A 21,166-nucleotide genomic window follows, 5' to 3' on the forward strand; every position below is an offset into this window, starting at 1 on the left:
CGCCGCCCCCCCGTCCGCCGCCCCGTCCGCCGCCGGAACCGACCGCCGGATTCTGCTGGCCGAGGACAGCCCGACGAACCAGATGGTCGCCGCCCTGCTGCTGCGCGGCGCCGGCTATCGGGTCGACATCGCCGGCAACGGGCGGGAGGCGCTGGAGGCGGTGGAGGCCGCGGCCTCCGGCCCGGCGCCCTACGGGCTGGTCCTGATGGATCTCGCCATGCCGGAGATGGACGGGTTGACCGCCACCCGCCGGCTGCGCGGCCTGCCACCGCCCGCCGGCACCGTTCCGGTCATCGCCATGACCGCCGACGCCATGGACAGCGACCGGGAACGCTGCCTGGCCGCCGGGATGAACGGCCATGTCGCCAAGCCCATCGACCGTCCGCATCTGCTGGACACGGTGGCCCGCTGGCTGCGCACCGCCCCGGCGGTTCCGCAAACCGCCGCTCCGGACGAGGACGTCCTGGACATGGAGGTTCTGCACCAGCTCGCCCAGGATCTGGACGCGGAACTGCTGGCCGACGTGATCCGCCAGTTCGTCGAAGAGACTCTGGAGCGGGCCGAGCGGATCGCCCGCGGCGGTGCGGATGTGGCCGGTGCGGATGTGGCCGGTGCGGGTGTGGCCGGCGCCGATCTGGCCGGGCTGGCGAAGGAGGCCCACACGCTGAAGAGCACCGCGGGGACCTTCGGCGCCCGCGACCTGTCGGCGGCGGCCCGGGCGCTGGAGCTGGCCTGCCGGAACAACGCGGTGGGCGAGGCGACGGCGCTGTGCCGCGACATCCCCCGCCTCACCCGGGAAGCCGTGGAGGCGTACCGCACCCGCGGCTACATCACGTCATGAGGTTGCTTCACTCCATGACGCTGATGTTGACCGCGGCGTCCTTTCCATTGTTGCCGCGCGCAACCTCGAACTGGACGCGCTGGCCCTCGGACAGGGCGTGAAGGCCCGACTTCTGCACGGCCGTGATGTGCACGAACACGTCCTTGGCGCCGGCTTCCGGCGCGATGAAGCCATATCCCTTGGTGGTGTTGAACCATTTGACGGTGCCGGTGGCCATGGACGAACTCCTGCTCCTCGGTCGGGGTCCGCCGCCGGTCCGCGCCGCGGGGCGCAGGGGACCGACGAAGGATGATGGTCTTGTGCGGCGGTCCGGTGTGGCGCCACGTGGAAGCGCAAGCAAAGAAACGCGAGGGGAGGCTAGCCGGACGAAGCCGGGACCGGCAAGGCGGCTTCACGGCATATGCCCAATGTGGCCGAACCGGTCATTTGGAAATAAGCCGATGGCGGCAGGTCTCGGCACGGCAAGACTTTCGATGGTCTTGCGTGAATTGAACGCACACGAAGCCTATGCTTCGGCGCGACCGGGAACTTTGGGCCGGGAACGTTAGGTCGGGAGCGTGGGACATTCCCCCGCCGGGCCGGATATCAGAGTTTGCCTTCGGCCTGCCAGGCGAGGCGCTTGCGGTAGACGGTGGAGGCGCTGATCTCCAGCAGGGCCGCGGCGCGCGGAATGTTGCCGTCGCAGGCGGCGATGGCCTCCTCGATGGCGTCGCGCTCCACCTCCCACAGCGGCTTCACCGTCTTGGGAGAAGGCGTGTGGGCCGGTGCCGGGCCGTGGCCGCCCGCATGGCCGCCTGTATGGCCGCCTGTATGGCCGCCCACATGTCCGTTGGCGCCGCCGCCGGCCGGAAGCGGCGCGTTGGCGGCGGCTCCCGCCGGGGTGCCGAGCGGGGCGGGCAGCATGGCCGGAGTCACCGTGTCGCCGTCGTGCAGCACCACGATGTTGCGCACGACGTTCTGCACCTGCCGCACGTTGCCCGGCCAGTGGTAGGTGCGCAGCGCCTGCTCCGCCGCCGGGGAGAAGCGGACGAAGCCCTTGCCCTCCTCCCGCACGTAATCGGACAGGAACTGGCGGGAAATCTCCAGAACGTCGTCCTCGCGCTCCCGCAGGGGCGGCAGGTGGATGGGGATGACGTGCAGGCGGTAGTAGAGATCCTCGCGGAAGCGTCCCTCCTCCACCTCGCGCAGGGGATCGCGGTTGGTCGCGCAGATGATGCGCAGGTCCACCTTCTCCAGCTTGCTGCCGCCGACGGGCGTGAAGGTGCCGGTCTGGATGAAGCGCAGCAGCTTGGTTTGGAGGTCGGGGGCCAGCTCGCAAATCTCGTCGAGGAACAGGGTGCCGCCGTTGGCCCGCGCCGCGGCCCCCTCGCGGTCGGCCACCGCCCCGGTGAAGGAGCCCTTCATGTGGCCGAAGATCTCGCTCTCCATCAGGTCCTTGGGGATGGCCCCGCAGTTGATGGCGATGAAGGGGCGGTCGGCCCGCGGGCTCTGCCGGTGGATGGCCTCGGCGCAGACCTCCTTGCCGGTGCCCGATTCGCCGGTGATGAAGACCGTCGCGCGGGAGGAGGCGGCGCTGTCGATGATCCGGTAGACCGCCTGCATCGCCAGCGAGGAGCCGAGGAAACCGTGGTAGCGGCTGCGCCCCAGGTCCTTTTCGAAGCTGTCCACGAGCTGGGCGAGGCGCAGCCGCTCCATGGCGTTGCGCACGGTGACGGTCAGCCGCTCCGCCGAGAAGGGCTTCACCAGGAAATCATAGGCGCCGTAGCGCATCGCCTCCACCGCCACGCCGACCGACCCGTGGGCGGTGATGATGATGACCGCGCAGGGCAGCGCCTGGGCGCTGATCCGCTTCAGCACGTCCATCCCGTGCATGTCGGGGAGCTGAAGGTCCAGCAGCACGATCCGCGGCACGCCGTCGGCAAGCTGCTCCAGCGCCGCCGCCCCCGTCTCCACCGTGGTGACCGCGGCGCAATCCTTCTTCAGGAACTCCGCATAGACGCGGGCCAGGGACGGCGTGTCTTCGACGAGCAGGATTGGCGTGGAGCGCGCGGGCATGGACCGTATGGATTCAAAAGAAAATTACGGTGACGGCGGTCGGATTGAACTGGTTATCAGCAAATCCTTAAAAATGCACTCTACGCGATCACAGGCGGTGCGCGAAAGACCCGGAATGCGGTCGCGCAACGAAATATCGCATTCCCGGTTTCACACCCCTGTCACGCCATGCATTTCACACCGGAATCGCTGTGAGGATGTGCGAAGGACGCTTGTACCCGGCACCATGATGGAATATTTGAATTCTACAAAATCCATCGCAAGGAGCGGCGGCATCCCGTGGCCGAAACATCCGTTCTGTCCGGCAAGCGCATCCTGCTCGTCATCGCGGGCGGCATCGCGGCTTACAAGAGCCTGGAACTGATCCGCCGCCTGAAGGAGCGGGGCGTGCGCGTGCGCGCGGTCCTGACCCGGGCGGGGGCGCAGTTCGTCACGCCCCTGTCCGTGCAGGCGCTGACGGAGGACACCGTCTACCAGGATTTGTGGTCCCTGACCGACGAGTCGGAGATGGGGCACATCCAGCTTTCGCGCGACGCCGACCTGCTGGTGGTCGCCCCGGCCACCGCCAACCTGCTGGCCCGCATGGCCGCGGGCATGGCCGACGATCTGGCGGCCACCGTGCTGCTGGCCACCGACAAGCCGGTGCTGGTCGCCCCGGCCATGAACGTGCGCATGTGGGAACACCCGGCGACGCGGGACAACATGGCGCTTCTGGAAAGGCGCGGCGTGCGCCGGATCGGCCCGAACAAGGGCGAGATGGCCTGCGGCGAATACGGATTCGGGCGCATGGCGGAGCCGATGGAGATCGTCCAGGCCATCGCCGCCCATTTCGAGGAGCGGGACGCGCCCAGGCCGCTGGCCGGCAAGCGCGCCCTGGTCACCAGCGGCCCGACGGTGGAGCCCATCGACCCGGTGCGCTACATCGCCAACCGCTCCTCCGGGAAGCAGGGCCACGCCATCGCGGAGGCGCTGCGGCGGCTGGGCGCCGAGGTGACGCTGGTCACCGGCCCGACCCGCCTGCCCGATCCGCCCGGCTGCACCGTGCGCCCGATCGAGACGGCGCGGGAGATGCTGGCGGCCTGCGAATCGGCCCTGCCCGTGGACATCGCGGTCTGCGCCGCCGCCGTCGCCGACTGGCGCGTGGCCGGCGAATCGGACCGCAAGCTGAAGAAGGACGGCGGCGGCCCGCCCAGCCTGACCCTGACCGAGAATCCCGACATCCTGGCGACGCTGTCCCAGGCGGGGTCCCGGCGCCCGGCGCTGGTCGTCGGCTTCGCCGCGGAAACCGGCAGCGTCGTGGAGTACGCGGTCGCCAAGCGCATCCGCAAGGGCTGCGACTGGATCGTCGCCAACGACGTGTCGCCGGGCACCACGACCTTCGGCGGGGCCGACAACACCGTCCATCTGATCCGTCCGGGCGGCGTGGAGGACTGGCCCACCATGGGCAAGGACGCCGTGGCCGCCCGCCTGGCCGACGCCATCGCCCTGCATTTCGGCCAGCCTTCCGGCAACCAGCCTTTCAACCCGGCCCCCCAGGAGTCGAAATGATGCTCCGCATCTCCAAGAAGCTCATGTTCGCGATCGAGGCGGTGCTGGACATCGCCTACAACGCGGGCACGGAACCCGTGCAGTCCGGCGAGATCACCCGCCGCCAGGGCATCCCCAAGCGCTATCTGGAGCAGGTCCTCCAGCAGCTCGTCCGCGACGGCGTCCTGGCCGGCGTGCGGGGGCCGCGCGGCGGCTACCGGCTGGCCCGCGAGCGCCGGCGGATCACGCTGGGCGAGATCGTGAAGGTCGTCCGCTCCATGGAGACGGCGACCGACCCCATCGAGGAACCGGCGGGCTCCATCCTGGGGCACAAGGTGGTGCGCCCGCTGTGGACCGAGCTTCAGGAGGAATGCATGAAGAAGCTCGACCACATCACCATCGAGGATCTCTGTCTGCGCGCCCGCACCGCCGGGGTGGAAAGCGAGACCGAAGATCGGATCGATTTTACGATTTAATCCCACTCAGCAATCCGTTAAATTCTACGAATGCTATAGGAAGTGGGAAAATACCACACACCGGAGGAGTGAAAAATGCCGGGTTCCGAGTTTCGCGGTAAAATCTACGACAGCATTCTCGACACCGTCGGCGCCACGCCGCTGGTGCGCGTCAATCGGCTGGCCGAGGACGCGGGCGCCAAGGCCCAGATCGTCGGCAAGCTGGAGTTCTTCAACCCGCTGGCCAGCGTGAAGGACCGGATCGGCTTCGCCATGATCGACGCCGCGGAGCGCGCCGGCACCATCACGCCGGGCCGCACCACGCTGGTCGAGCCGACGTCGGGCAACACCGGCATCGCCCTGGCCTTCGTCGCCGCCGCCAAGGGCTACCGGCTGATCCTGACCATGCCGGAAAGCATGTCGGTCGAGCGCCGCAAGATGCTGAAGCTGCTGGGCGCCGAACTGGTGCTGACCCCGGCGGCGGAGGGCATGAAGGGCGCCATCCGCCGGGCCGACGAGATCGTCGCCACCGATCCGGACGCCTACATGCTCCAGCAGTTCAAGAACGCGGCCAACCCGGAGATCCACCGCAACACCACGGCGGAGGAAATCTGGAAGGACACCGACGGCCAGGCCGACATCCTGATTTCCGGCGTCGGCACCGGCGGCACGCTGACCGGCGTGTCCGAGGTGCTGAAGGCCCGCAAGCCCGGCTTCCGCACCATCGCGGTGGAGCCGGAGGACAGCCCCGTCCTGTCCGGCGGCATGCCCGGCCCGCACAAGATCCAGGGCATCGGCGCCGGCTTCGTTCCGGACGTCCTGAAGAAGGACCTGATCGACGAGGTCGTCCGCATCTCCAACCAACGCGCCTTCGAGACGGCCCGCAAGGTGGCGAAGCTGGAAGGCATCCCGGTCGGCATCTCCTCGGGTGCCGCGCTGGCCGCGGCGCTGGAGGTCGGTTCCCGTCCGGAGAACGAGGGCAAGCTGATCGTCGTGATCCTGCCGTCCTTCGCCGAGCGCTACCTCTCCACCGCCCTGTTCGAAGGGCTGGAGTAAGGCCGGCATCCCCCTCTCCCATGCCCGCTCGCGGACGTGGGAGAGGGGATTCCCTCCGGGGCAAATGCACACGGAGACCGGGTTCCATTCATAGGATCACCGCAACCCCCGCGAAGGAAGGAATTCAGTCTTTTCAATCACTTGACCGCGAAGTTTCCTGACGACAAGCGTCGTGCGACGGGAACGTCCTCTTCAAACGCGATGGCTCTGGGGTTTCCCCCCGCAATCTCCTTGCGCAACCGGGCGGCGAATATTGCGCGCACGCGCATCCTGATGTAGAGTGGGGATCGTCCGGTCTTTGTGCCCGCCCCGCGTCCGGGGCGCAATTTGACAGAAAGATTGGATTTTAGTAATCTGGAACGTCGGCGCCCGGACGTTTGCCGGCATGGGTCCGCCGTTTCGAACACCGGTCCGGTTCGCGGCGGCGCCCGATGACGCGGCAGTGCCGGCGGCACAGGACAAGCGGGGGGAGGCCACCATGGGCGTCACGGTTCCGAATGCCTCGACGATGAACTGGTTCCAGTTCCGCGGCATCACCAACGAATTGGACTCCCGGCTCGCTTCCACCGATTACCGCCAGTTCACGGTGTCGAAGACCGGCGAATTCAATTTCAAAATCTCCGACCTCAACACCAACGTCAAGATCGTCGACCAGAACAACAAGGTCGTCGCCGAGGCGAAGGCGAAGAACGAGGCGGCGCAAACCAGCGCGAAGCTCGCCCCCGGCACCTACACCGCGGTCATCTCCCAGGCCGTGAAGGGCGTGAACAACCGCGAATACACGCTGGACATCACCGAGCGCCAGAACGTCATGATGGTGGGGTCCGGCGCCCAGATGAAGGGCACCGCGCGCGCCGTCTTGGGCAACGATACCGGCGTCCAGAAGCACACGCTGACCGTCGCCCAGGGCGGCGAGTTCGTCGGCAACATGTCCCTGCCCTACACGCGCTGGGCCGTCATGAGCAAGGAGGGCAAGGTGGTGGCCTCCGGCGACACGATGGACCCGACGAAGGCGGGCGAGGACATGCTGAAGAAGCCCAGCTTCAAGATCGATCCCGGCCAGTACGAGCTGGTGATCGTCCCGCCGAAGAACGTCGTCGGAGAAATCCCCTATCAGTTGAACTTCGTCCAGAAGGTCGCCAAGGCGACCGAAACGACCGAGGAACGCCCGTTCGACAAGATCATGCGGGAGCGCGAGGCCCGGCTGAAGCAGTGGGCGGCGGAGGACGCGTCCAAGTCGTCCAAAACGTCGAAGACCACCCCCTACAAGATGAGCCTGCTCGCCTGAAGCCGCCCGTCATGCCCTAGGGGCTTGCGCGGGACGGGGCGTTCCGCGCTATTCTGCCGGCCATGGATTTCACCGACACCCAGCTTCACCGCTATTCCCGCCACATCATCCTGCCGGAGGTCGGCGGCGTCGGGCAGGAGGCGCTTCTGCGCGCCCGCGTCCTGATCATCGGGGCCGGCGGGCTGGGCGCGCCGCTTCTGCTCTACCTCGCCGCGGCGGGGGTCGGCACCATCGGCGTCATCGACGACGACACGGTGGAGCTGTCCAACCTGCAACGGCAGGTGATTCACGACGAGTTCTCGCTGGGCCTGCCGAAGGTGGAGAGCGCCGCCGCCCGCATCCGCGCGCTGAACCCCGACGTGACGGTGGAGGTTCACAAGGCCCGCCTGACGAAGGACAACGCGCTGGACCTGATCGGGCGCTACGACATCGTGGCCGACGGGTCGGACAATTTCGCCACGCGCTTCCTGCTGAACGACGCCTGCTATCTCGCGGGGAAGACGCTGGTGTCGGCGGCGATCCTGCGCTTCGACGGGCAGGTTTCCACCTTCAAGGCGCATCTGGGCGACCCGCACCCCTGCTACCGCTGCCTGTTCCCGGAACCGCCGCCGCGCGGGCTGGTGCCCTCCTGCTCCGAAGGCGGGGTGCTGGGGGCTCTGGGCGGCTTCGTCGGCTCGCTCCAGGCGACCGAGGTGCTGAAGGAGATCCTGGGCATCGGCGAGGGCCTGTCGGGCAGCCTGATGATGCTGGACACGCTGCACGCCTCCTTCCAGCGCATCACGGTGCGCCGCGACCCCGACTGTCCGCTGTGCGGCACCCACCCGACCATCCACGACCTGTCCGCCCACTGAGGCGGCGGCTGAGAGGCTCCCACCCATGGAAGGTCCCGAAAACCTGTCCATCGTCCTGTTCGCGGGCGGCTTCGACCGGGTTCACTACGCCCTGGTGATGGCCAGCGCCGCGGCGGCGACCAACCGCAAGGTCACGCTGTTCTTCACCGGCCGCGCGCTGAACACCTTGTTGGCCGGGGATGCGGACGGCGCACCGGGCTGGCACCGGCTGGACGCGGCGGACGACGGCAGCCGCCCGGCGGAGCGCGACGCCTTCTTCACCGCCAACGGGCTGGCCGGGTTCGAGGAGCTTCTGGAAGCCTGCGTGATGCTGAAGGTCACGGTCATGGCCTGCGAGATGGGACTGCGCGCGCTCGGCCTGCCCGCCGGCGCGCCGCTGCGCCCCGACGTGCCGGTGAAGACCGGCGGAGTCGTCACCTTCCTGAACGACGCGCCGAAGACCGGCGCAATCCTGTTCGTGTGAGCGCCATGACCGACGAGCACAGCCTGGTGATCGAGCAGGCCAACCGTTTCGAGGCGATCGCCGCGGAAGGCTTCGAGGGCCGGCCCTACCGGGAGGCGCTGGCCCATCTGGCGGAGCATGTGAAGGCGCACCCGGATCTGGCGCCGCGGGTGGCCCATGCCCTGCGCGTGATGATCGGCTTCATCGAGGAGAGCGACCGGGCGAAACGCTTCGGCCCGAAGGTGGCGATTCTGCGGGAGGCGGCGGGGTTGCTGGAGGGATGAGGGCCGGTCTCCGGATTCCTGGTGGACAACAAAATTCACACGGATTTCACGGATTTAAGCACGGATGACACGGATGTCTTTGGGCTTGCCCGGCGCGGGCCGATCGATCCGGCACGCGCTGCGCACGAGTGAGAAAAAATCCGTGAAATCCGTGTCCAAATCCGTGAAATCCGTGAAGACCCTGTTGTCCCCCAAGAATCCCGCCGCTCACACCGACTTGCTGTCCAGCGCGTAGCCCGCCGAGCGGACGGTGCGGATCAGGTCCATCTCCGTCTCCTCGTTCATCGCCTTGCGCAGGCGGCGGATGTGCACGTCCACGGTGCGCGGCTCGACATAGACGTCGTGGCCCCACACCACGTCGAGAAGCTGCTCGCGCGAGAAGACCCGCCCCGGATGCTGCATGAAATGGCGCAGCAGGCGGAATTCGGTCGGCCCCAGATGCACGTCGCGCCCGTTCCGGCGCACCCGGTGGGCGGCCAGATCCATGGTCACGTCGGCGAACTGGAGCGTCTCGTCCGTCATGCCCGGCGCGGCGCGGCGGAGCACGGCGCGCATGCGGGCGACCAGCTCGGTCGGGGAGAAGGGCTTGGTGATGTAGTCGTCGGCGCCGGAATTCAGGCCGCGCACGCGGTCCGCCTCCTCGCCGCGGGCGGTCAGCATGATGATCGGGATGTCGCGCATCTTGCTGTTGCGGCGCATCTGGCGGCAGACCTCCAGCCCCGACATCAGCGGCAGCATCCAGTCCAGCAGGACGATGTTCGGCGTCTGCTCCCCGGCCAGCAGAAGGGCTTCCTCGCCGTCGCTGGCGGCGTTCACGCGGAAGCCTTCCTTCTCCAGATTGTACTTCAGCAGCGTCACGATGTCGGCTTCGTCCTCAACGACGAGGACGAGCGGCTTCAGCGCCGAATTCATGCTTGCCCCGCTCCCACTGCGCGTCTCGCCGTCACGCGGCATGTCCCGCTCCATCGTTATCCGGGCCGCCGTCGCGCGGCAATCCCCGTTGCGGCCCCCGTTGCGGCGCCTCCGCGGCGGACTCGTCCGGTTCCACCACGGCGAAGCTGCTGCCGTCGCTCTTCGGGCGCTCGGCGCGCAGCGTCGTCCCGACCACCAGATAATGGATGGTCTCGGCGATGTTGGTCGCGTGGTCGCCGATCCGCTCCAGGTTCTTCGCCATGAACAGCAGGTGCGTGCAGGGCGTGATGTTGCGCGGGTCCTCCATCATGTAGGTCAGGACCTCGCGGAACAGGCTGGTGTAGAGGTCGTCCAGCTCCTCGTCGCGCTCCCAGGCGGCGATGGCGCGCTGGACATCGCGCTCGATGTAGGCGTCCAGCACGTCCTTCATGATCGACTCGACCAGCCGCCCCATGCGCGGGATGGCCACCGCCGGGCGCACCACCGGCACCTGGGCCAGCGCCAGCGAACGCTTGGCGATGTTGGAGGCGTAGTCGCCGATCCGCTCCAGGTCCGACGCGATCTTCAGCGCCGACACGATCTCGCGCAGATCCTGGGCCAGCGGCTGGCGGAGCGCGAGCAGCCGCACGGCCTCGGCGTCGATGTCGCGCTCGTAGGCGTCGATGCGCTGGTCGGCCTGCATGACCTGGGCGGCCAGAGCGACGTCGCGGCGGGCCACCGCCTTCACGGCGGCGTCCACCTGCGCTTCGGCGACGCCGCCCATCTGGGTGATCAGATTGGACAGGCGCTCAAGTTCGTGCGCGAAGGAACGCACGATGTGTTCGGTGCTCATGCTTCACGTCCTTCGCTGAAGGAGATCTCGGAGGCTGTTCGGATCAACCGTAGCGGCCGGTGATGTAGCCCTGGGTGCGCTCGTCCCGCGGGTTGGTGAAGATTTCCTCGGTGTCGTCGCACTCCACCATGTCGCCCAGATGGAAGAAGGCGGTCTTCTGCGAGACGCGGGCCGCCTGCTGCATGTTGTGGGTGACGATGACGATCGTGTAGTTCTCGCGCAGCTCGTCGATCAGCTCCTCGATGTGGGCGGTCGCGATGGGGTCGAGCGCCGAGCAGGGCTCGTCCATCAGGATCACCTCGGGGCTGACGGCGATGGCGCGGGCGATGCACAGGCGCTGCTGCTGGCCGCCGGACAGGCCGGTGCCCGGCTCGCGCAGGCGGTCCTTCACCTCGTTCCACAGGCCGGCGCGCTTCAGCGAGGTCTGGACGATCTCGTCCATCTCGTCGCGGTGGCTGGCGATGCCGTGGATGCGCGGGCCGTAGGCGATGTTGTCGTAGATCGACTTCGGGAACGGGTTGGGCTTCTGGAAGACCATGCCGACGCGGGCGCGGAGCTGCACGGCGTCGATGTTCTTGCCGTACACGTCCTCGCCGTCCAGCGCGATCAGCCCCTCGACGCGGCAGTTCTCGATGGTGTCGTTCATGCGGTTCAGGCAGCGCAGAAACGTGGACTTGCCGCAGCCGGACGGGCCGATCAGGGCCATCACGCGGTTTTCCTGGATGTCCAGGTTGATGCCCTTGAGCGCCTGCTTGGCCCCGTAGAACACCTTGACGTCGCGGGCGACCATCTTGGTGCCGTGGGTGCCGGCGGCGGCGGGACGCGAGGCCATGGCCGTGGCCGGGATGTGGGTCTGGACGCTCATGGGGTTACCAACGCCTCTCGAATTTCTTGCGCAGGAAGACGGCCAGGCCGTTCATCAGGATGAGGAAGGCGAGCAGGATCAGGATCGCCGCGGAGGTGCGCTCCGTGAAGGCCCGCTCGGGGCTGTCCGCCCACATGTAGATCTGCACCGGCAGGGCGGTGGCGCTGTCGGTCAGGCCGCCCGGAATGTCCACGATGAAGGCGACCATGCCGATCATCAGCAGCGGTGCCGTCTCGCCCAGCGCGCGGGCCATGCCGATGATGGTGCCGGTCAGGATGCCCGGCAGGGCCAGCGGCAGGACGTGGTGCGTGACCGTCTGGAGCGGCGAGGCGCCGACGCCGAGAGCGGCCTCGCGGATCGACGGCGGCACCGCCTTCAGGGCGACGCGCGAGGCGATGATGATGACCGGCAGGGTCATCAGCGCCATCACCAGACCGCCGACCAGCGGGGCGGAGCGGGGCATCCCGAAGAAGCCGAGGAACACCGCCAGGCCGAGCAGGCCGAAGATGATCGACGGCACCGCGGCGAGGTTGTTGATGTTCACCTCGATCAGGTCGGTCCAGCGGTTCTTCGGCGCGAACTCCTCCAGATAGACCGCGGCGGCGACGCCGATCGGCACCGACAGCAGCATGGTCACCACCAGCGTCAGGGCGGAGCCGACGATGGCGCCCCAGATGCCCGCCTGTTCCGGCTCGCGGCTGTCGCCGGCGCTGAACAGGGTGGTGTTGAAGCTGCTCTGGATGGAGCCCTTGGCGACCAGCGCGTCGATGGCGGCGATCTTGACGTCGTTCAGCCGGCGCTCGCTCTCCGGCACGTCGCGCCGGATGAAGCCCTTCATGAACTGGTCGATCTCGTCGTCGGCGCGGACCCAGACCGTCTGCGTGGTGCCGACGATCGACGGGTTGGCATTGACCATCGCCTCCAGCTCGTACGGCGCGCCGGAGGACAGCAGGTCGTTCAGCGACCGGCGGGTGGCGCGGTCGGTGGCCGCGGGGACCTGGGCGTAGAGCGCCTGGCGCAGGATGGCGGTGTAGTTCCGCTCCTCCACCTGCTGCTTGTCCAGGGTCACCTCCAGCCGGATCTGCGCCTGCCAGAAGGCCGAGTAGCCCTTGCTGGCGATGGAGCCCAGCAGGACCACCAGCATCAGCGAGGCGATCCCGACGGCGAGCATGCCGGCGATCCGGAACCGGCGCTCCGCGGCGTAGCGGCGGCGCAGCCGGGCGGAGAACTCCTCGCTCTGGTAGCGCGACTTGGTGACGGCGATCGACATGGCCCGCGTATCCTGTTCCACGAGGTCAGTCATATTTCTCTCGATACTTCTGGACCACCCGGAGGGCGACCATGTTGAGGGTGAGGGTCACGGCGAACAGGACGAGGCCCAGCCCGAAGGCCGACAGCGTCTTGGGGCTGTCGAACTCCTGGTCGCCGACCAGCAGCGTGGCGATCTGGGTCGTCACGGTGGTCACGGCGTCCAGCGGGTTGGCGGTCAGGTTGGCGGTCAGGCCGGCGGCCATGGTGACGATCATCGTCTCGCCGATGGCGCGGCTGACCGCCAGCATGACCGCGGCGACGATGCCCGGCAGGGCGGCGGGCAGCACGACCAGACGGATCGTCTCCGACTTGGTGGCGCCCAGCCCGTAGGAACCGTCGCGCAAGGATTGCGGCACGGCGTTGATCACGTCGTCCGACAGCGAGCTGACGAAGGGGATGATCATCACGCCCATCACGATGCCCGCGGCCAGCGCCGATTCGGAGCTGACGTCCAGCCCCAGGCTGCCGCCGACGTTGCGCACGAAGGGCGCCATGGTCAGGGCGGCGAAGAAGCCGTAGACCACGGTCGGGATGCCGGCCAGGATCTCCAGGATCGGCTTCAGCCAGGTGCGCAGGCCCGGGCTGGCGTATTCCGACATGAAGATGGCCGACATCAGCCCGACCGGAACCGCCACCGCCATGGCGATGCCGGTGATCAGCAGCGTGCCGGCGAACAGCGGGATCGCGCCGAAGGAGCCGCTGGACCCCACCTGATCGGCGCGCATGGCCATCTGCGGGCTCCAGTGCGTGCCGAACAGGAACTCCAGCGGGTTGACCACCGCGAAGAAGCGCATCGCCTCGAACAGCAGCGACAGCACGATGCCGATGGTGGTCAGGATGGCGACCAGCGAGCAGATGACCAGCGCGATGTTGGCGGTGCGCTCCACCCGGTTGCGGGCGCGCAGGTCGGGGTCGATCCGGCCGCGGGCGTAAAGCAGGCCGCCGATGGCGATGCAGCAGCCGATGACCAGAAGGCTCCAGTCGCCGAGCGCGTGCAGCCGCACATAGCGCTCCGCCGCGGCGACCACCTCCGGATCGGGCTCGCGGCCCGTGGTGACGCCGTGGGCGAGGTTCAGGATGTCGGCGCGCAGCAGGCCGATCGCCTGGGCGTCGCCCTGGACCAGACGGTCCGGCAGGCCGGCCAGGACCATCTGCATGACCAGCCAGCCTTCCGACGCGCCCCAGAAGGCGAAGAGCAGCAGGGCCGGCAGCCCCGCCCAGAGCGCGACGTAGAAGCCGTGGTAGGACGGCACCGAATGAAGCTCGACGATGCGGCCGCCGACGGAGGCGACGGCGCGCGACCGGCCCATCTGGTAACCGATCACTGTGAGCAGGGCCAGAATGATGAGCAGTACCGTGAGCTGCATGCGAAACCGCCGGAAATGGGCTGAAAACGGGCTCTTACCACAAACGGGAAACCGGCGGCCCCCCTCAGGAGGACCGCCGGTTCCGTCAGCCGGTCAGAGCTGGAGCGGGGTCAGGTTGGTCGCCGAGGTGCGGGCCGCGTCGCGCTCCGCCTTCGGCAGGGAGATCAGACCCTTGTCGGCCAGATAGCCGTCCTCGCCCATCGCGCGCTCCGAGGTGAACTCGGCGACGAACTCGCGGATGCCCGGGACGACGCCGGCGTGGGCGTTCTTCACGTAGACGTACAGCGAGCGGGCGACCTCGTACTTGCCCGAGGCGACCGTCTCCGGGGACAGCTCGACGCCGTCCATCTTGGCGGTCTGCAGCTTGTCGCGGTTCTGGTCGTAGAAGCTGTAGCCGAACACGCCGAAGGCGTCGGGGTTGGCGGTCAGCTTCTGGACGATCAGGTTGTCGTTCTCGCCGGCCTCGACGTAGCCGCCGTCCTCGCGGATCGACAGGCAAGCCTTCTCGCGGGCCTTCTCGTCGGCGACGATGGTCTTCACCGCGGCCACCTTCTTGCAGCCTTCGAGCATCACCAGCTCGTTGAAGCTGTCACGGGTGCCGGACGTCGGGGGCGGGCCGAGGACCTCGATCTCCTTGTTCGGCAGCTTGGCGTCGATGTCCGACCACTTCTTGTAGGGGTTGGCGACCATCTTGCCGTCCACCGGCACTTCCTTGGCCAGCGCCTTCCACAGGATCTCGGTGGTCAGGTCGGTGTGCGGGGCCTGCTTGGAATAAGCCAGCGCGATGCCGTCGTAGCCGATCTTCAGCTCGGTGATCTGGGCGACGCCGTTGGCGGCGCACTGCTCGACCTCGGACTTCTTGATGCGGCGGGACGCGTTGGCGACGTCCGGGTGCTGCGGGCCGACGCCCGCGCAGAACAGCTTCAGACCGCCGCCGGTGCCGGTCGATTCGACGACCGGGGTCTTGAACTTGCCGCCCTTGCCGAACGCTTCGGCAACCGCCGTGGTGAACGGGAACACGGTCGAGGAGCCGACGGCGCGGATCTGGTCGCGCGACTGGGCGTTCGCGGCCCCCGCGAAGGCGGCGGTCATGGCGACGACCGCCGCGGCGGTGACGGCGAGCTTCTTGGAATTCACGGTGATCCCTCCGATGGTCCGGTTGCCTCTTTACCGGGGAACGCGTTGGTCCGACCCCGTGCCGCTTCCCCCAGGGGGCGGGCGGCTTGCGGGGCGGACACTAGTCGGGGTCCGCGACTCGCTGATTACGGTTTTATGACAGTTTCATGACGACGCCCACTTTCGGTCACGCCGGACGGGGCAACCGCAACCTCTAGGCTTGGCGCCGCACCGGCTCCGCGGCGGCGCCGCCTTCGGACGCCTCTTCGGACGCGGCGGGCAGATAGACCGTGAAGGTGCTGCCCACGCCGACGGCGCTCTCGATGGTCAGCCGCCCGCGGTGGCGGTTCACGATGTGCTTCACGATGGCCAGCCCCAGCCCGGTGCCGCCCATGGCCCGCGACCGCGCGGCGTCCACGCGGTAGAAGCGCTCGGTCAGGCGCGGCAGATGGGTGCGGGCGATGCCCTCCCCCTGGTCGCGCACCGCGACGGCGACCATCGGCAGCCCCCGCCCGCCGCGGCCCGCCGGGCCGGACACCCCCACCGCCATGCCGTCGGCGAGCGAGACGGCGACGGTCACGTCGGTGTTCTCGCGCGTGTATTTGATCGCGTTGCTGACGAGGTTCTGGAAGACCTGGGTGAGCTGGTCCTCGTCGCCGACCACCGCCGGCAGCCCGTCCGGCGCCTCCAGCGCCAGGCGGATGCGGCGGCTTGCCGCCTTCAGCTCCAGCGCGGCCATCACCCCGTCCAGCCGGTCCAGCACATCGACCCGCCCGGCGGGCGGCATGTGCTCGTCCAGCTCGATCCGCGACAGCGACAGCAGGTCGTTGACGAGGCGGGCCATGCGGCTGGCCTGATCCTGCATGATCGACAGGAAGCGGTCGTGCGCCTCCAGATCGTCGCGGGCGGGGCCGCGCAGCGTCTCGATGAAGCCCAGCAGCGAGGACAGCGGCGTGCGCAGCTCGTGGCTGGCGTTGGCGATGAAGTCGGCGCGCATCTGCTCCGACCGGCGCAGCGCGGTGATGTCGTGCAGCGTCAGGATGACCATCCGCCCCGGCACCGCCCCCGTCCCCGCCCCGGCGGGGGGAAGCAGCCCGTCCTCGTCGGGGATCGGACGGGGGGCGCGCCGCTGGAAGGGCTTCACCCGCACCTCGAACATGCGCTCCACCGGCACCGGCAGGCTGAATTCCAGGATGCGGGAGGCGCCGCCCTTCAGCACCGCGTCCACCGCCTCCAGAACCGCCGGATTGCGCAGCGAGGCCGCGAGGTCGCGGTCCAGGATGCGGTCGCCGAACAGGGCGCGCGCCGCCTGGTTGGCCCGCACCACTTGGCGCTCCGCCCCTCCCACCAGGACCAGCGGGTCGTGCAGCGCCTCGATGATCGATTCGTTGGCTTCGAGCTGGGTCAGCGCCAGTTCGGTGCGGGCGCCCATGACCCGGTGCAGCCGCACCCCCGCCGCCGCCGCCGCCCGCACCGGGCCGGAGGCCGTGACGGGCAGGGGTGGAAGCGGCTCCGCCGGGCCGGCGGCGAGCCGTGCGGCGTGGTCGGCCACCGTCCGCAGGTCGCGGAAATAGACCTGGAGCATCAGCGCCACCCCGCCCAGCCCGGCCAGACCGCCCAGAACCGCCACCAGCGGTCCGATTGTCCCCTGCCGCCACAGCCACCACAGGGCCGGCAGCAGCGGCACCAGCACAAGGGCGGCGGCAAGGATCAACCGGAGGGGCGGCATCGGCTTTGCGGGCATGATCGGCGCTTTCCGTGCGTCGGACGGACGGTTTCGGGGACGGAACTCCGCTTTTACACCATCCCGCAAGCCGATGAGCGGGCGTCACAAAAGATTAACGCGCGGAAAAAGCCGACGCGCGGGCCGGGATCATCGCCCGGCCCGCGCGTCGTCCGAAGAGCGCTCCCCCGCTTACCAGGGCAGCGAGTCGTGGGCCGCCAGCGCCGCCGCGGTGACCAGATCGTTGACCGAGGCGCCCATGGTGACGATCTGCGCCGGCTTGTCCAAGCCGATCAGCAGCGGGCCGATCATCTGGCCGCCGGCCATCTTGTTCAGCAGCTTGGCCGTGATGTTGGCCGAATGCAGGCCCGGCATGATCAGCACGTTGGCCGGACCCGACAGGCGGCAGAACGGGTAGACCCGCTTCATGAGCTGGTAGTCCAGCGCCACGTCCGCCGACATCTCCCCGTCATACTCGAAATCGACGCGGCGCTTGTCGAGGATCTCGATGGCCTCGCGCAGCGGGTCGGTGTTCGGGTGCGGGTGCTGGCCGAAGTTGGAGAAGGACAGCAGCGCCACCCGCGGCTCATGCCCCATCTGGCGCGCCTTGGCCGCGGCACCGATGGCGATGTCGGCCAGGGTCTGGCCGTTCGGCCGGACATGCACCGTGGTGTCGGCGATCAGCACCGTGCGGTTGCGCGTCAGGAAAACGTGCAGGCCGAAGACCGGCTCGTTCGCCTTGGCGTCGATGACCCGGCGGATCTCCTCGAAGGCCACGCCGAAGGTGCGGGTGATGCCGGTCACCATGGCGTGCGCGTCGCCCTGCGCCACCATCAGCGCGGCGAAGACGTTGCGGTCCTGGTTCACCATGCGCTGGCAGTCGCGCAGCAGGGCACCCTTGCGCTGCATCCGGCGGTACAGATAGTCGCTGTAGCGGCGGTTGGCGTCGGAGATGCGGGCGTTGTGGATTTCCAGCGAGACGCCGGACTGGCCCATCGCGGCGAGCTGCTCCTTGATGACCTCCTCGCGGCCGATCAGCACCGGCGTGCCGAAGCCGGCGGCGCGGTAGGCGAGCGCCGCGCGGATCGTCCGCTCCTCCTCGCCCTCGGCGAAGACGACGCGGCGCGGGTTGGCCTTCACCTTCTCCAGGATGAGCTGGAGGCTGTCCGCCGTGGGGTCGAGACGGGTGCGCAACGAATTCTTGTAGCCCGCCAGATCGACGATGGGCTTGCGCGCCACGCCGGTTTCCATGGCGGCCTGGGCCACCGCGGCGGGGACCGTCACGATCAGACGCGGGTCGAAGGGCACCGGGATGATGTATTCCGGCCCGTAGCGCAGGCGGCGGCCCGAATAGGCGGCGTCCACCTCGTCCGGCACGTCCTCGCGCGCCAGCGCGGCCAGCGCCTTGGCGGCGGCGACCTTCATCGCCTCGTTGATGGTGGTGGCCCGCACGTCCAGCGCGCCGCGGAACAGGTAGGGGAAGCCCAGGACGTTGTTGACCTGGTTCGGGTAGTCGGAGCGGCCCGTCGCCACGATGGCGTCGGAGCGGACGGCCTTCACCTCCTCCGGGGTGATTTCCGGATCGGGGTTGGCCAGCGCGAAGATGATCGGCTTCGCCGCCATCGACTTGACCATCTCCGGCGTCATCGCGCCCTTGGCCGACAGGCCGACGAACACGTCCGAACCGGCGACCGCCTCCTGGAGCGTGCGCTTGTCCGTCTCCACCGCGAAGGACGACTTCCACTGGTTCATGCCGTCGGTGCGGCCCCGGTAGACCACGCCCTTGGTGTCGCACAGCGTGATGTTCTCGCGCGGCACGCCCATGGTGGTGAACAGCTCGGCGCAGGCGATGCCCGCCGCACCGGCGCCGTTGACCACCATCTTCACGTCCCGGATGTTCCGCCCGGTGATGTCGCAGGCGTTGATCAGGCCGGCGGCGGCGATGATCGCGGTGCCGTGCTGGTCGTCGTGGAAGACGGGGATGTCCAGCAGCTCGCGCAGGCGCTCCTCGATGATGAAGCAGTCCGGCGCCTTGATGTCCTCCAGGTTGATGCCGCCGAAGCTCGGCCCCAGGAAGCGGACGCAGTTGACGAACTCGTCCACGTTCTTGGTGTCGACCTCCAGGTCGATGCCGTCCACGTCGGCGAAGCGCTTGAAGAGGACCGCCTTGCCCTCCATCACCGGCTTGGACGCGAGCGCGCCCAGGTCGCCCAGACCCAGCACCGCCGTGCCGTTGGAGATGACGGCGACGATGTTGCCCTTGGCCGTGTAGTCGTAGGCCGTGCTGGGGTCTTCCGCGATGCGCAGGCAGGGAACGGCCACGCCCGGCGAATAGGCCAGCGACAGGTCGCGCTGGGTCGTCAGCGGCTTGGTGGGCGAGATCTCCAGCTTGCCCGGACGCCCGGAGGAGTGCAGCAGAAGGGCTTCTTCGTCGGTGACGCGCTTTGTATCGGGTTCGGTCATCGGGGTTCGGTTCCTGAGGGGAGGCTGTCGCAGCCGTTCTTTTTTGGGCCGGCCGGCCTTGTTGTGCTTGGTGCTTGTTCTGCCTGGTTCCGGCCGGTCGGGCGGCGGATGTTAGCCCGCGCGGGCGCCGCCCGCCAGAGCCGGATCGCACGAAAGATGCGAATTTTGCCCGATATGCGACATATCAGACCACGAAAAACGCCGAAGCAATCGTTTCGTGTCCGAAAAGAGGCTCAGCAGCCCTCGGCCATGTCGTAGATGGCGTCCATGTCGCTGATGAGCACCTTGTTGCCTTCCTGCAGCGAGATGACCCCGGCGGTCTTCAGCTGCGTGAAGGTGCGGCTGACCGTCTCGGTGGTCAGGCCCAGATAATCGGCGATGTCGGCCCGGCTCATCGGCACATAGACAGGGTTTTCCTTGTGCCCGCGCCGGGCGGCGCGCTGGGACAGCATCAGCAGGAAGGAGCAGATCTTCTCCTTCGCCGTCTTGCGGCCCAGCAGGAGCATCTGGTCCTGCGCCGCCGCCAGTTCGTTGGAGGCCATGGAGAAGAGGCGGCGCTGCATCTTCGGGAACTCGTCCATCAGCGCGTCGATCTTCTTGCGCGGGAAGCGGCAGAGAGTCGCCGTGGTCACGGTTTCCGCGGTGTAGGCGTAGCTCTCGTTGACGGCCAGCCCCAGGAAGTCGCCGGTGACCAGGAATCCGGTGATCTGCCGGCGCCCGTCCGGCAGCAGCTTGTAAAGCTTCACGGTGCCGGCGGTGACGTTGTAGAGGGCGTCCGCCGCGTCGCCTTCGCTGAACAGCGTCTGGCCGGCTTCGACACGCGCGGTCTGGAGGATGTCGGCGAGACGGCGCAGTTCCTCGGGGTCCAGGGCGGCACAGACGGTCAGGCTGCGCACGGGACAGGCCCCGCAGGGATTCATCTCATTCGCCGCGCCCTTTTCGCGGGCGCGTCCCATGTCGAAGGGTGGCATGGCATGACCCAGCCCTTAGCCGTACATCGCGCCCATAATCGTCATAATCGGTCTGTTTCGCAACGGTGCTCGCACGGGCCGTTGCCGAATTGCCATACGGATGCCCTTATGCGCGGCCCCTCAGCGCCCCTTCGGCGGGGCGGACGGCTCGGCGCTCGGGCGCGGCGGCTCGTCGTCGAACAGGATGCGGTGGGCCGCCCCGTCGAGATCGTCAAACTGCCCGGACTTCAGAGCCCACAGGAACGCCCCCAGGCCCATCAGCCCCAGGCTCAGCGCGATCGCGATCAGATAGAGAAGCTCGGTCATCGGTCAGGTCCTTGGTCACCGCGCCGCGGCTGAGCCGGAGCGCGTTGGCGATAACGATCAGAGAGGAGGAGGACATGGCCAGCGCGGCCAGAAGCGGCGTCAGCATGCCCGAAATGGCGACCGGCACCGCGATCAGGTTGTAGACCAGCGCGATGGCGAAATTCTGGCGCACCAGCCGCCCGGAACGGCGGGACACCTCGAACGCCTCCAGGATGGGGCGCAGGCGGCGGCCCTGAAACACCACGTCGGCGGCGGTCTGGCTGACGTCCACCGCGGTGGAGGGCGACATCGACACGCTGGCCGCGGCCAGCGCCGGGGCGTCGTTCAGCCCGTCGCCGACCATCAGCACCTTGCGGCCCTCGGCGGCGAGCCCGTCCAGAACGGCGGTCTTTTCGGCGGGCGTCTGGCCGGCGCGCCAGTCCTCGATGCCCAGTTGCGCGGCCACGGCGGCCACCGCGCCGCGGCGGTCGCCGGACAGCAGCCGCACGTCCAGGCCCCGCG

General features: G+C 68.5%; 21 protein-coding genes. 8 read left to right on the forward strand and 13 right to left on the reverse strand.

Features of this window, described 5'->3' with window-relative positions; all coding sequences use genetic code 11:
• A partial coding sequence (locus QSG27_RS19045) for a response regulator (RefSeq protein ID WP_306708889.1) occupies positions 1-841 on the forward strand: 841 nt, incomplete at its 5' end.
• 7 nt (positions 842-848) lie between these two features.
• On the opposite strand, the gene QSG27_RS19050 is transcribed toward QSG27_RS19045, so the two are convergent.
• Together QSG27_RS19050 and QSG27_RS19055 are read right to left on the reverse strand one after the other, a co-directional pair.
• Positions 849-1,058: a cold-shock protein gene (locus QSG27_RS19050; RefSeq protein WP_149468008.1), complete on the reverse strand. Its 210-nt coding sequence runs from the start codon at positions 1,056-1,058 to the stop codon at positions 849-851.
• Between the two features lie 368 nt (positions 1,059-1,426).
• Positions 1,427-2,896 (reverse strand): sigma-54-dependent transcriptional regulator, encoded by a 1,470-nt coding sequence (locus QSG27_RS19055; RefSeq protein WP_306708891.1) that lies wholly within the window; start codon positions 2,894-2,896, stop codon positions 1,427-1,429.
• A gap of 279 nt (positions 2,897-3,175) precedes the next feature.
• On the opposite strand from QSG27_RS19055, the gene coaBC reads away from it, so the two are divergent.
• The 7 genes from coaBC to QSG27_RS19090 all read left to right on the forward strand — a co-directional run bounded on the left by coaBC (position 3,176) and on the right by QSG27_RS19090 (position 8,799).
• Positions 3,176-4,444 carry a bifunctional phosphopantothenoylcysteine decarboxylase/phosphopantothenate--cysteine ligase CoaBC gene (coaBC, locus tag QSG27_RS19060; RefSeq protein ID WP_306708893.1) on the forward strand — a complete coding sequence of 423 codons (1,269 nt, stop codon included), beginning with the start codon at positions 3,176-3,178 and terminating at the stop codon, positions 4,442-4,444.
• A complete protein-coding gene (locus tag QSG27_RS19065; protein WP_306708895.1) occupies positions 4,444-4,899 on the forward strand; it encodes an RrF2 family transcriptional regulator in 456 nt (151 codons plus the stop codon). Before coaBC ends, QSG27_RS19065 begins: the two co-directional genes overlap by 1 nt.
• Before the next feature lie 75 nt (positions 4,900-4,974).
• Positions 4,975-5,934: a cysteine synthase A gene (gene cysK, locus QSG27_RS19070; protein ID WP_306708897.1), complete on the forward strand. Its 960-nt coding sequence runs from the start codon at positions 4,975-4,977 to the stop codon at positions 5,932-5,934.
• Between the two features lie 478 nt (positions 5,935-6,412).
• Positions 6,413-7,222, forward strand: a complete 810-nt coding sequence (locus QSG27_RS19075; RefSeq protein ID WP_306708899.1) for a hypothetical protein — start codon at positions 6,413-6,415, stop codon at positions 7,220-7,222.
• Positions 7,223-7,284: 62 nt separating this feature from the next.
• Positions 7,285-8,073: a HesA/MoeB/ThiF family protein gene (locus QSG27_RS19080; protein WP_306708901.1), complete on the forward strand. Its 789-nt coding sequence runs from the start codon at positions 7,285-7,287 to the stop codon at positions 8,071-8,073.
• A gap of 25 nt (positions 8,074-8,098) precedes the next feature.
• Positions 8,099-8,536, forward strand: coding sequence for a DsrE family protein (locus tag QSG27_RS19085; RefSeq protein ID WP_306708903.1), 438 nt, complete (start codon positions 8,099-8,101; stop codon positions 8,534-8,536).
• 5 nt (positions 8,537-8,541) lie between these two features.
• Positions 8,542-8,799 carry a hypothetical protein gene (locus QSG27_RS19090; protein WP_306708905.1) on the forward strand — a complete coding sequence of 86 codons (258 nt, stop codon included), beginning with the start codon at positions 8,542-8,544 and terminating at the stop codon, positions 8,797-8,799.
• Between the two features lie 207 nt (positions 8,800-9,006).
• Here the strand turns inward: QSG27_RS19090 and phoB are convergent, their stop codons facing one another.
• From phoB to QSG27_RS19145, 11 genes are all read right to left on the reverse strand, one after another.
• Positions 9,007-9,711, reverse strand: a complete 705-nt coding sequence (gene phoB / locus QSG27_RS19095) for a phosphate regulon transcriptional regulator PhoB (protein WP_306708907.1) — start codon at positions 9,709-9,711, stop codon at positions 9,007-9,009.
• 31 nt (positions 9,712-9,742) lie between these two features.
• On the reverse strand, positions 9,743-10,543 hold the full coding sequence (phoU, locus tag QSG27_RS19100; RefSeq protein ID WP_306708908.1) for a phosphate signaling complex protein PhoU: 801 nt from the start codon (positions 10,541-10,543) through the stop codon (positions 9,743-9,745).
• Positions 10,544-10,586: 43 nt separating this feature from the next.
• Entirely contained in the window at positions 10,587-11,375 is a 789-nt protein-coding gene (gene pstB / locus QSG27_RS19105) for a phosphate ABC transporter ATP-binding protein PstB (protein ID WP_306708924.1), read from the reverse strand.
• Between the two features lie 37 nt (positions 11,376-11,412).
• Positions 11,413-12,711, reverse strand: a complete 1,299-nt coding sequence (gene pstA / locus QSG27_RS19110) for a phosphate ABC transporter permease PstA (RefSeq protein WP_407653247.1) — start codon at positions 12,709-12,711, stop codon at positions 11,413-11,415.
• A complete protein-coding gene (pstC, locus tag QSG27_RS19115) occupies positions 12,704-14,086 on the reverse strand; it encodes a phosphate ABC transporter permease subunit PstC (RefSeq protein WP_306708912.1) in 1,383 nt (460 codons plus the stop codon). Before pstC ends, pstA begins: the two co-directional genes overlap by 8 nt.
• A gap of 93 nt (positions 14,087-14,179) precedes the next feature.
• Positions 14,180-15,223 (reverse strand): PstS family phosphate ABC transporter substrate-binding protein, encoded by a 1,044-nt coding sequence (locus QSG27_RS19120; protein ID WP_306708914.1) that lies wholly within the window; start codon positions 15,221-15,223, stop codon positions 14,180-14,182.
• 193 nt (positions 15,224-15,416) lie between these two features.
• On the reverse strand, positions 15,417-16,946 hold the full coding sequence (locus QSG27_RS19125) for an ATP-binding protein (RefSeq protein WP_306708916.1): 1,530 nt from the start codon (positions 16,944-16,946) through the stop codon (positions 15,417-15,419).
• A 171-nt stretch (positions 16,947-17,117) separates the two neighbouring features.
• Positions 17,118-19,388, reverse strand: coding sequence for an NADP-dependent malic enzyme (locus tag QSG27_RS19130; RefSeq protein ID WP_306708918.1), 2,271 nt, complete (start codon positions 19,386-19,388; stop codon positions 17,118-17,120).
• Positions 19,389-19,621: 233 nt separating this feature from the next.
• Positions 19,622-20,284 carry a Crp/Fnr family transcriptional regulator gene (locus tag QSG27_RS19135; protein ID WP_306708920.1) on the reverse strand — a complete coding sequence of 221 codons (663 nt, stop codon included), beginning with the start codon at positions 20,282-20,284 and terminating at the stop codon, positions 19,622-19,624.
• Between the two features lie 195 nt (positions 20,285-20,479).
• The gene (gene ccoS / locus QSG27_RS19140; RefSeq protein ID WP_306708921.1) at positions 20,480-20,617 is read right to left on the reverse strand and encodes a cbb3-type cytochrome oxidase assembly protein CcoS; all 138 of its coding nucleotides are present in this window, start codon (positions 20,615-20,617) and stop codon (positions 20,480-20,482) included.
• The coding region (locus tag QSG27_RS19145) for an HAD-IC family P-type ATPase (protein WP_306708922.1) at positions 20,571-21,166 on the reverse strand (596 nt) is incomplete at its 5' end. The genes ccoS and QSG27_RS19145, both read right to left, overlap by 47 nt.

Origin of the sequence: Azospirillum isscasi (assembly GCF_030849505.1) — a bacterium.
Taxonomy (GTDB): Bacteria; Pseudomonadota; Alphaproteobacteria; order Azospirillales; family Azospirillaceae; genus Azospirillum; species Azospirillum isscasi.

What these genes read in the sequence shown, in the direction of transcription:
- QSG27_RS19050 (WP_149468008.1), bottom strand. Translation starts at nt 1,058, where the DNA reads ATGGCCACCGGCACCGTCAAATGGTTCAACACCACCAAGGGATATGGC.
- QSG27_RS19055 (WP_306708891.1), bottom strand. Translation starts at nt 2,896, where the DNA reads ATGCCCGCGCGCTCCACGCCAATCCTGCTCGTCGAAGACACGCCGTCC.
- QSG27_RS19065 (WP_306708895.1), top strand. Translation starts at nt 4,444, where the DNA reads ATGCTCCGCATCTCCAAGAAGCTCATGTTCGCGATCGAGGCGGTGCTG.
- cysK (WP_306708897.1), top strand. Translation starts at nt 4,975, where the DNA reads ATGCCGGGTTCCGAGTTTCGCGGTAAAATCTACGACAGCATTCTCGAC.
- QSG27_RS19075 (WP_306708899.1), top strand. Translation starts at nt 6,413, where the DNA reads ATGGGCGTCACGGTTCCGAATGCCTCGACGATGAACTGGTTCCAGTTC.
- QSG27_RS19080 (WP_306708901.1), top strand. Translation starts at nt 7,285, where the DNA reads ATGGATTTCACCGACACCCAGCTTCACCGCTATTCCCGCCACATCATC.
- QSG27_RS19085 (WP_306708903.1), top strand. Translation starts at nt 8,099, where the DNA reads ATGGAAGGTCCCGAAAACCTGTCCATCGTCCTGTTCGCGGGCGGCTTC.
- QSG27_RS19090 (WP_306708905.1), top strand. Translation starts at nt 8,542, where the DNA reads ATGACCGACGAGCACAGCCTGGTGATCGAGCAGGCCAACCGTTTCGAG.
- phoB (WP_306708907.1), bottom strand. Translation starts at nt 9,711, where the DNA reads ATGAATTCGGCGCTGAAGCCGCTCGTCCTCGTCGTTGAGGACGAAGCC.
- phoU (WP_306708908.1), bottom strand. Translation starts at nt 10,543, where the DNA reads ATGAGCACCGAACACATCGTGCGTTCCTTCGCGCACGAACTTGAGCGC.
- pstB (WP_306708924.1), bottom strand. Translation starts at nt 11,375, where the DNA reads ATGGCCTCGCGTCCCGCCGCCGCCGGCACCCACGGCACCAAGATGGTC.
- pstA (WP_407653247.1), bottom strand. Translation starts at nt 12,711, where the DNA reads ATGACTGACCTCGTGGAACAGGATACGCGGGCCATGTCGATCGCCGTC.
- pstC (WP_306708912.1), bottom strand. Translation starts at nt 14,086, where the DNA reads ATGCAGCTCACGGTACTGCTCATCATTCTGGCCCTGCTCACAGTGATC.
- QSG27_RS19125 (WP_306708916.1), bottom strand. Translation starts at nt 16,946, where the DNA reads ATGCCCGCAAAGCCGATGCCGCCCCTCCGGTTGATCCTTGCCGCCGCC.
- QSG27_RS19130 (WP_306708918.1), bottom strand. Translation starts at nt 19,388, where the DNA reads ATGACCGAACCCGATACAAAGCGCGTCACCGACGAAGAAGCCCTTCTG.
- ccoS (WP_306708921.1), bottom strand. Translation starts at nt 20,617, where the DNA reads ATGGGCCTGGGGGCGTTCCTGTGGGCTCTGAAGTCCGGGCAGTTTGAC.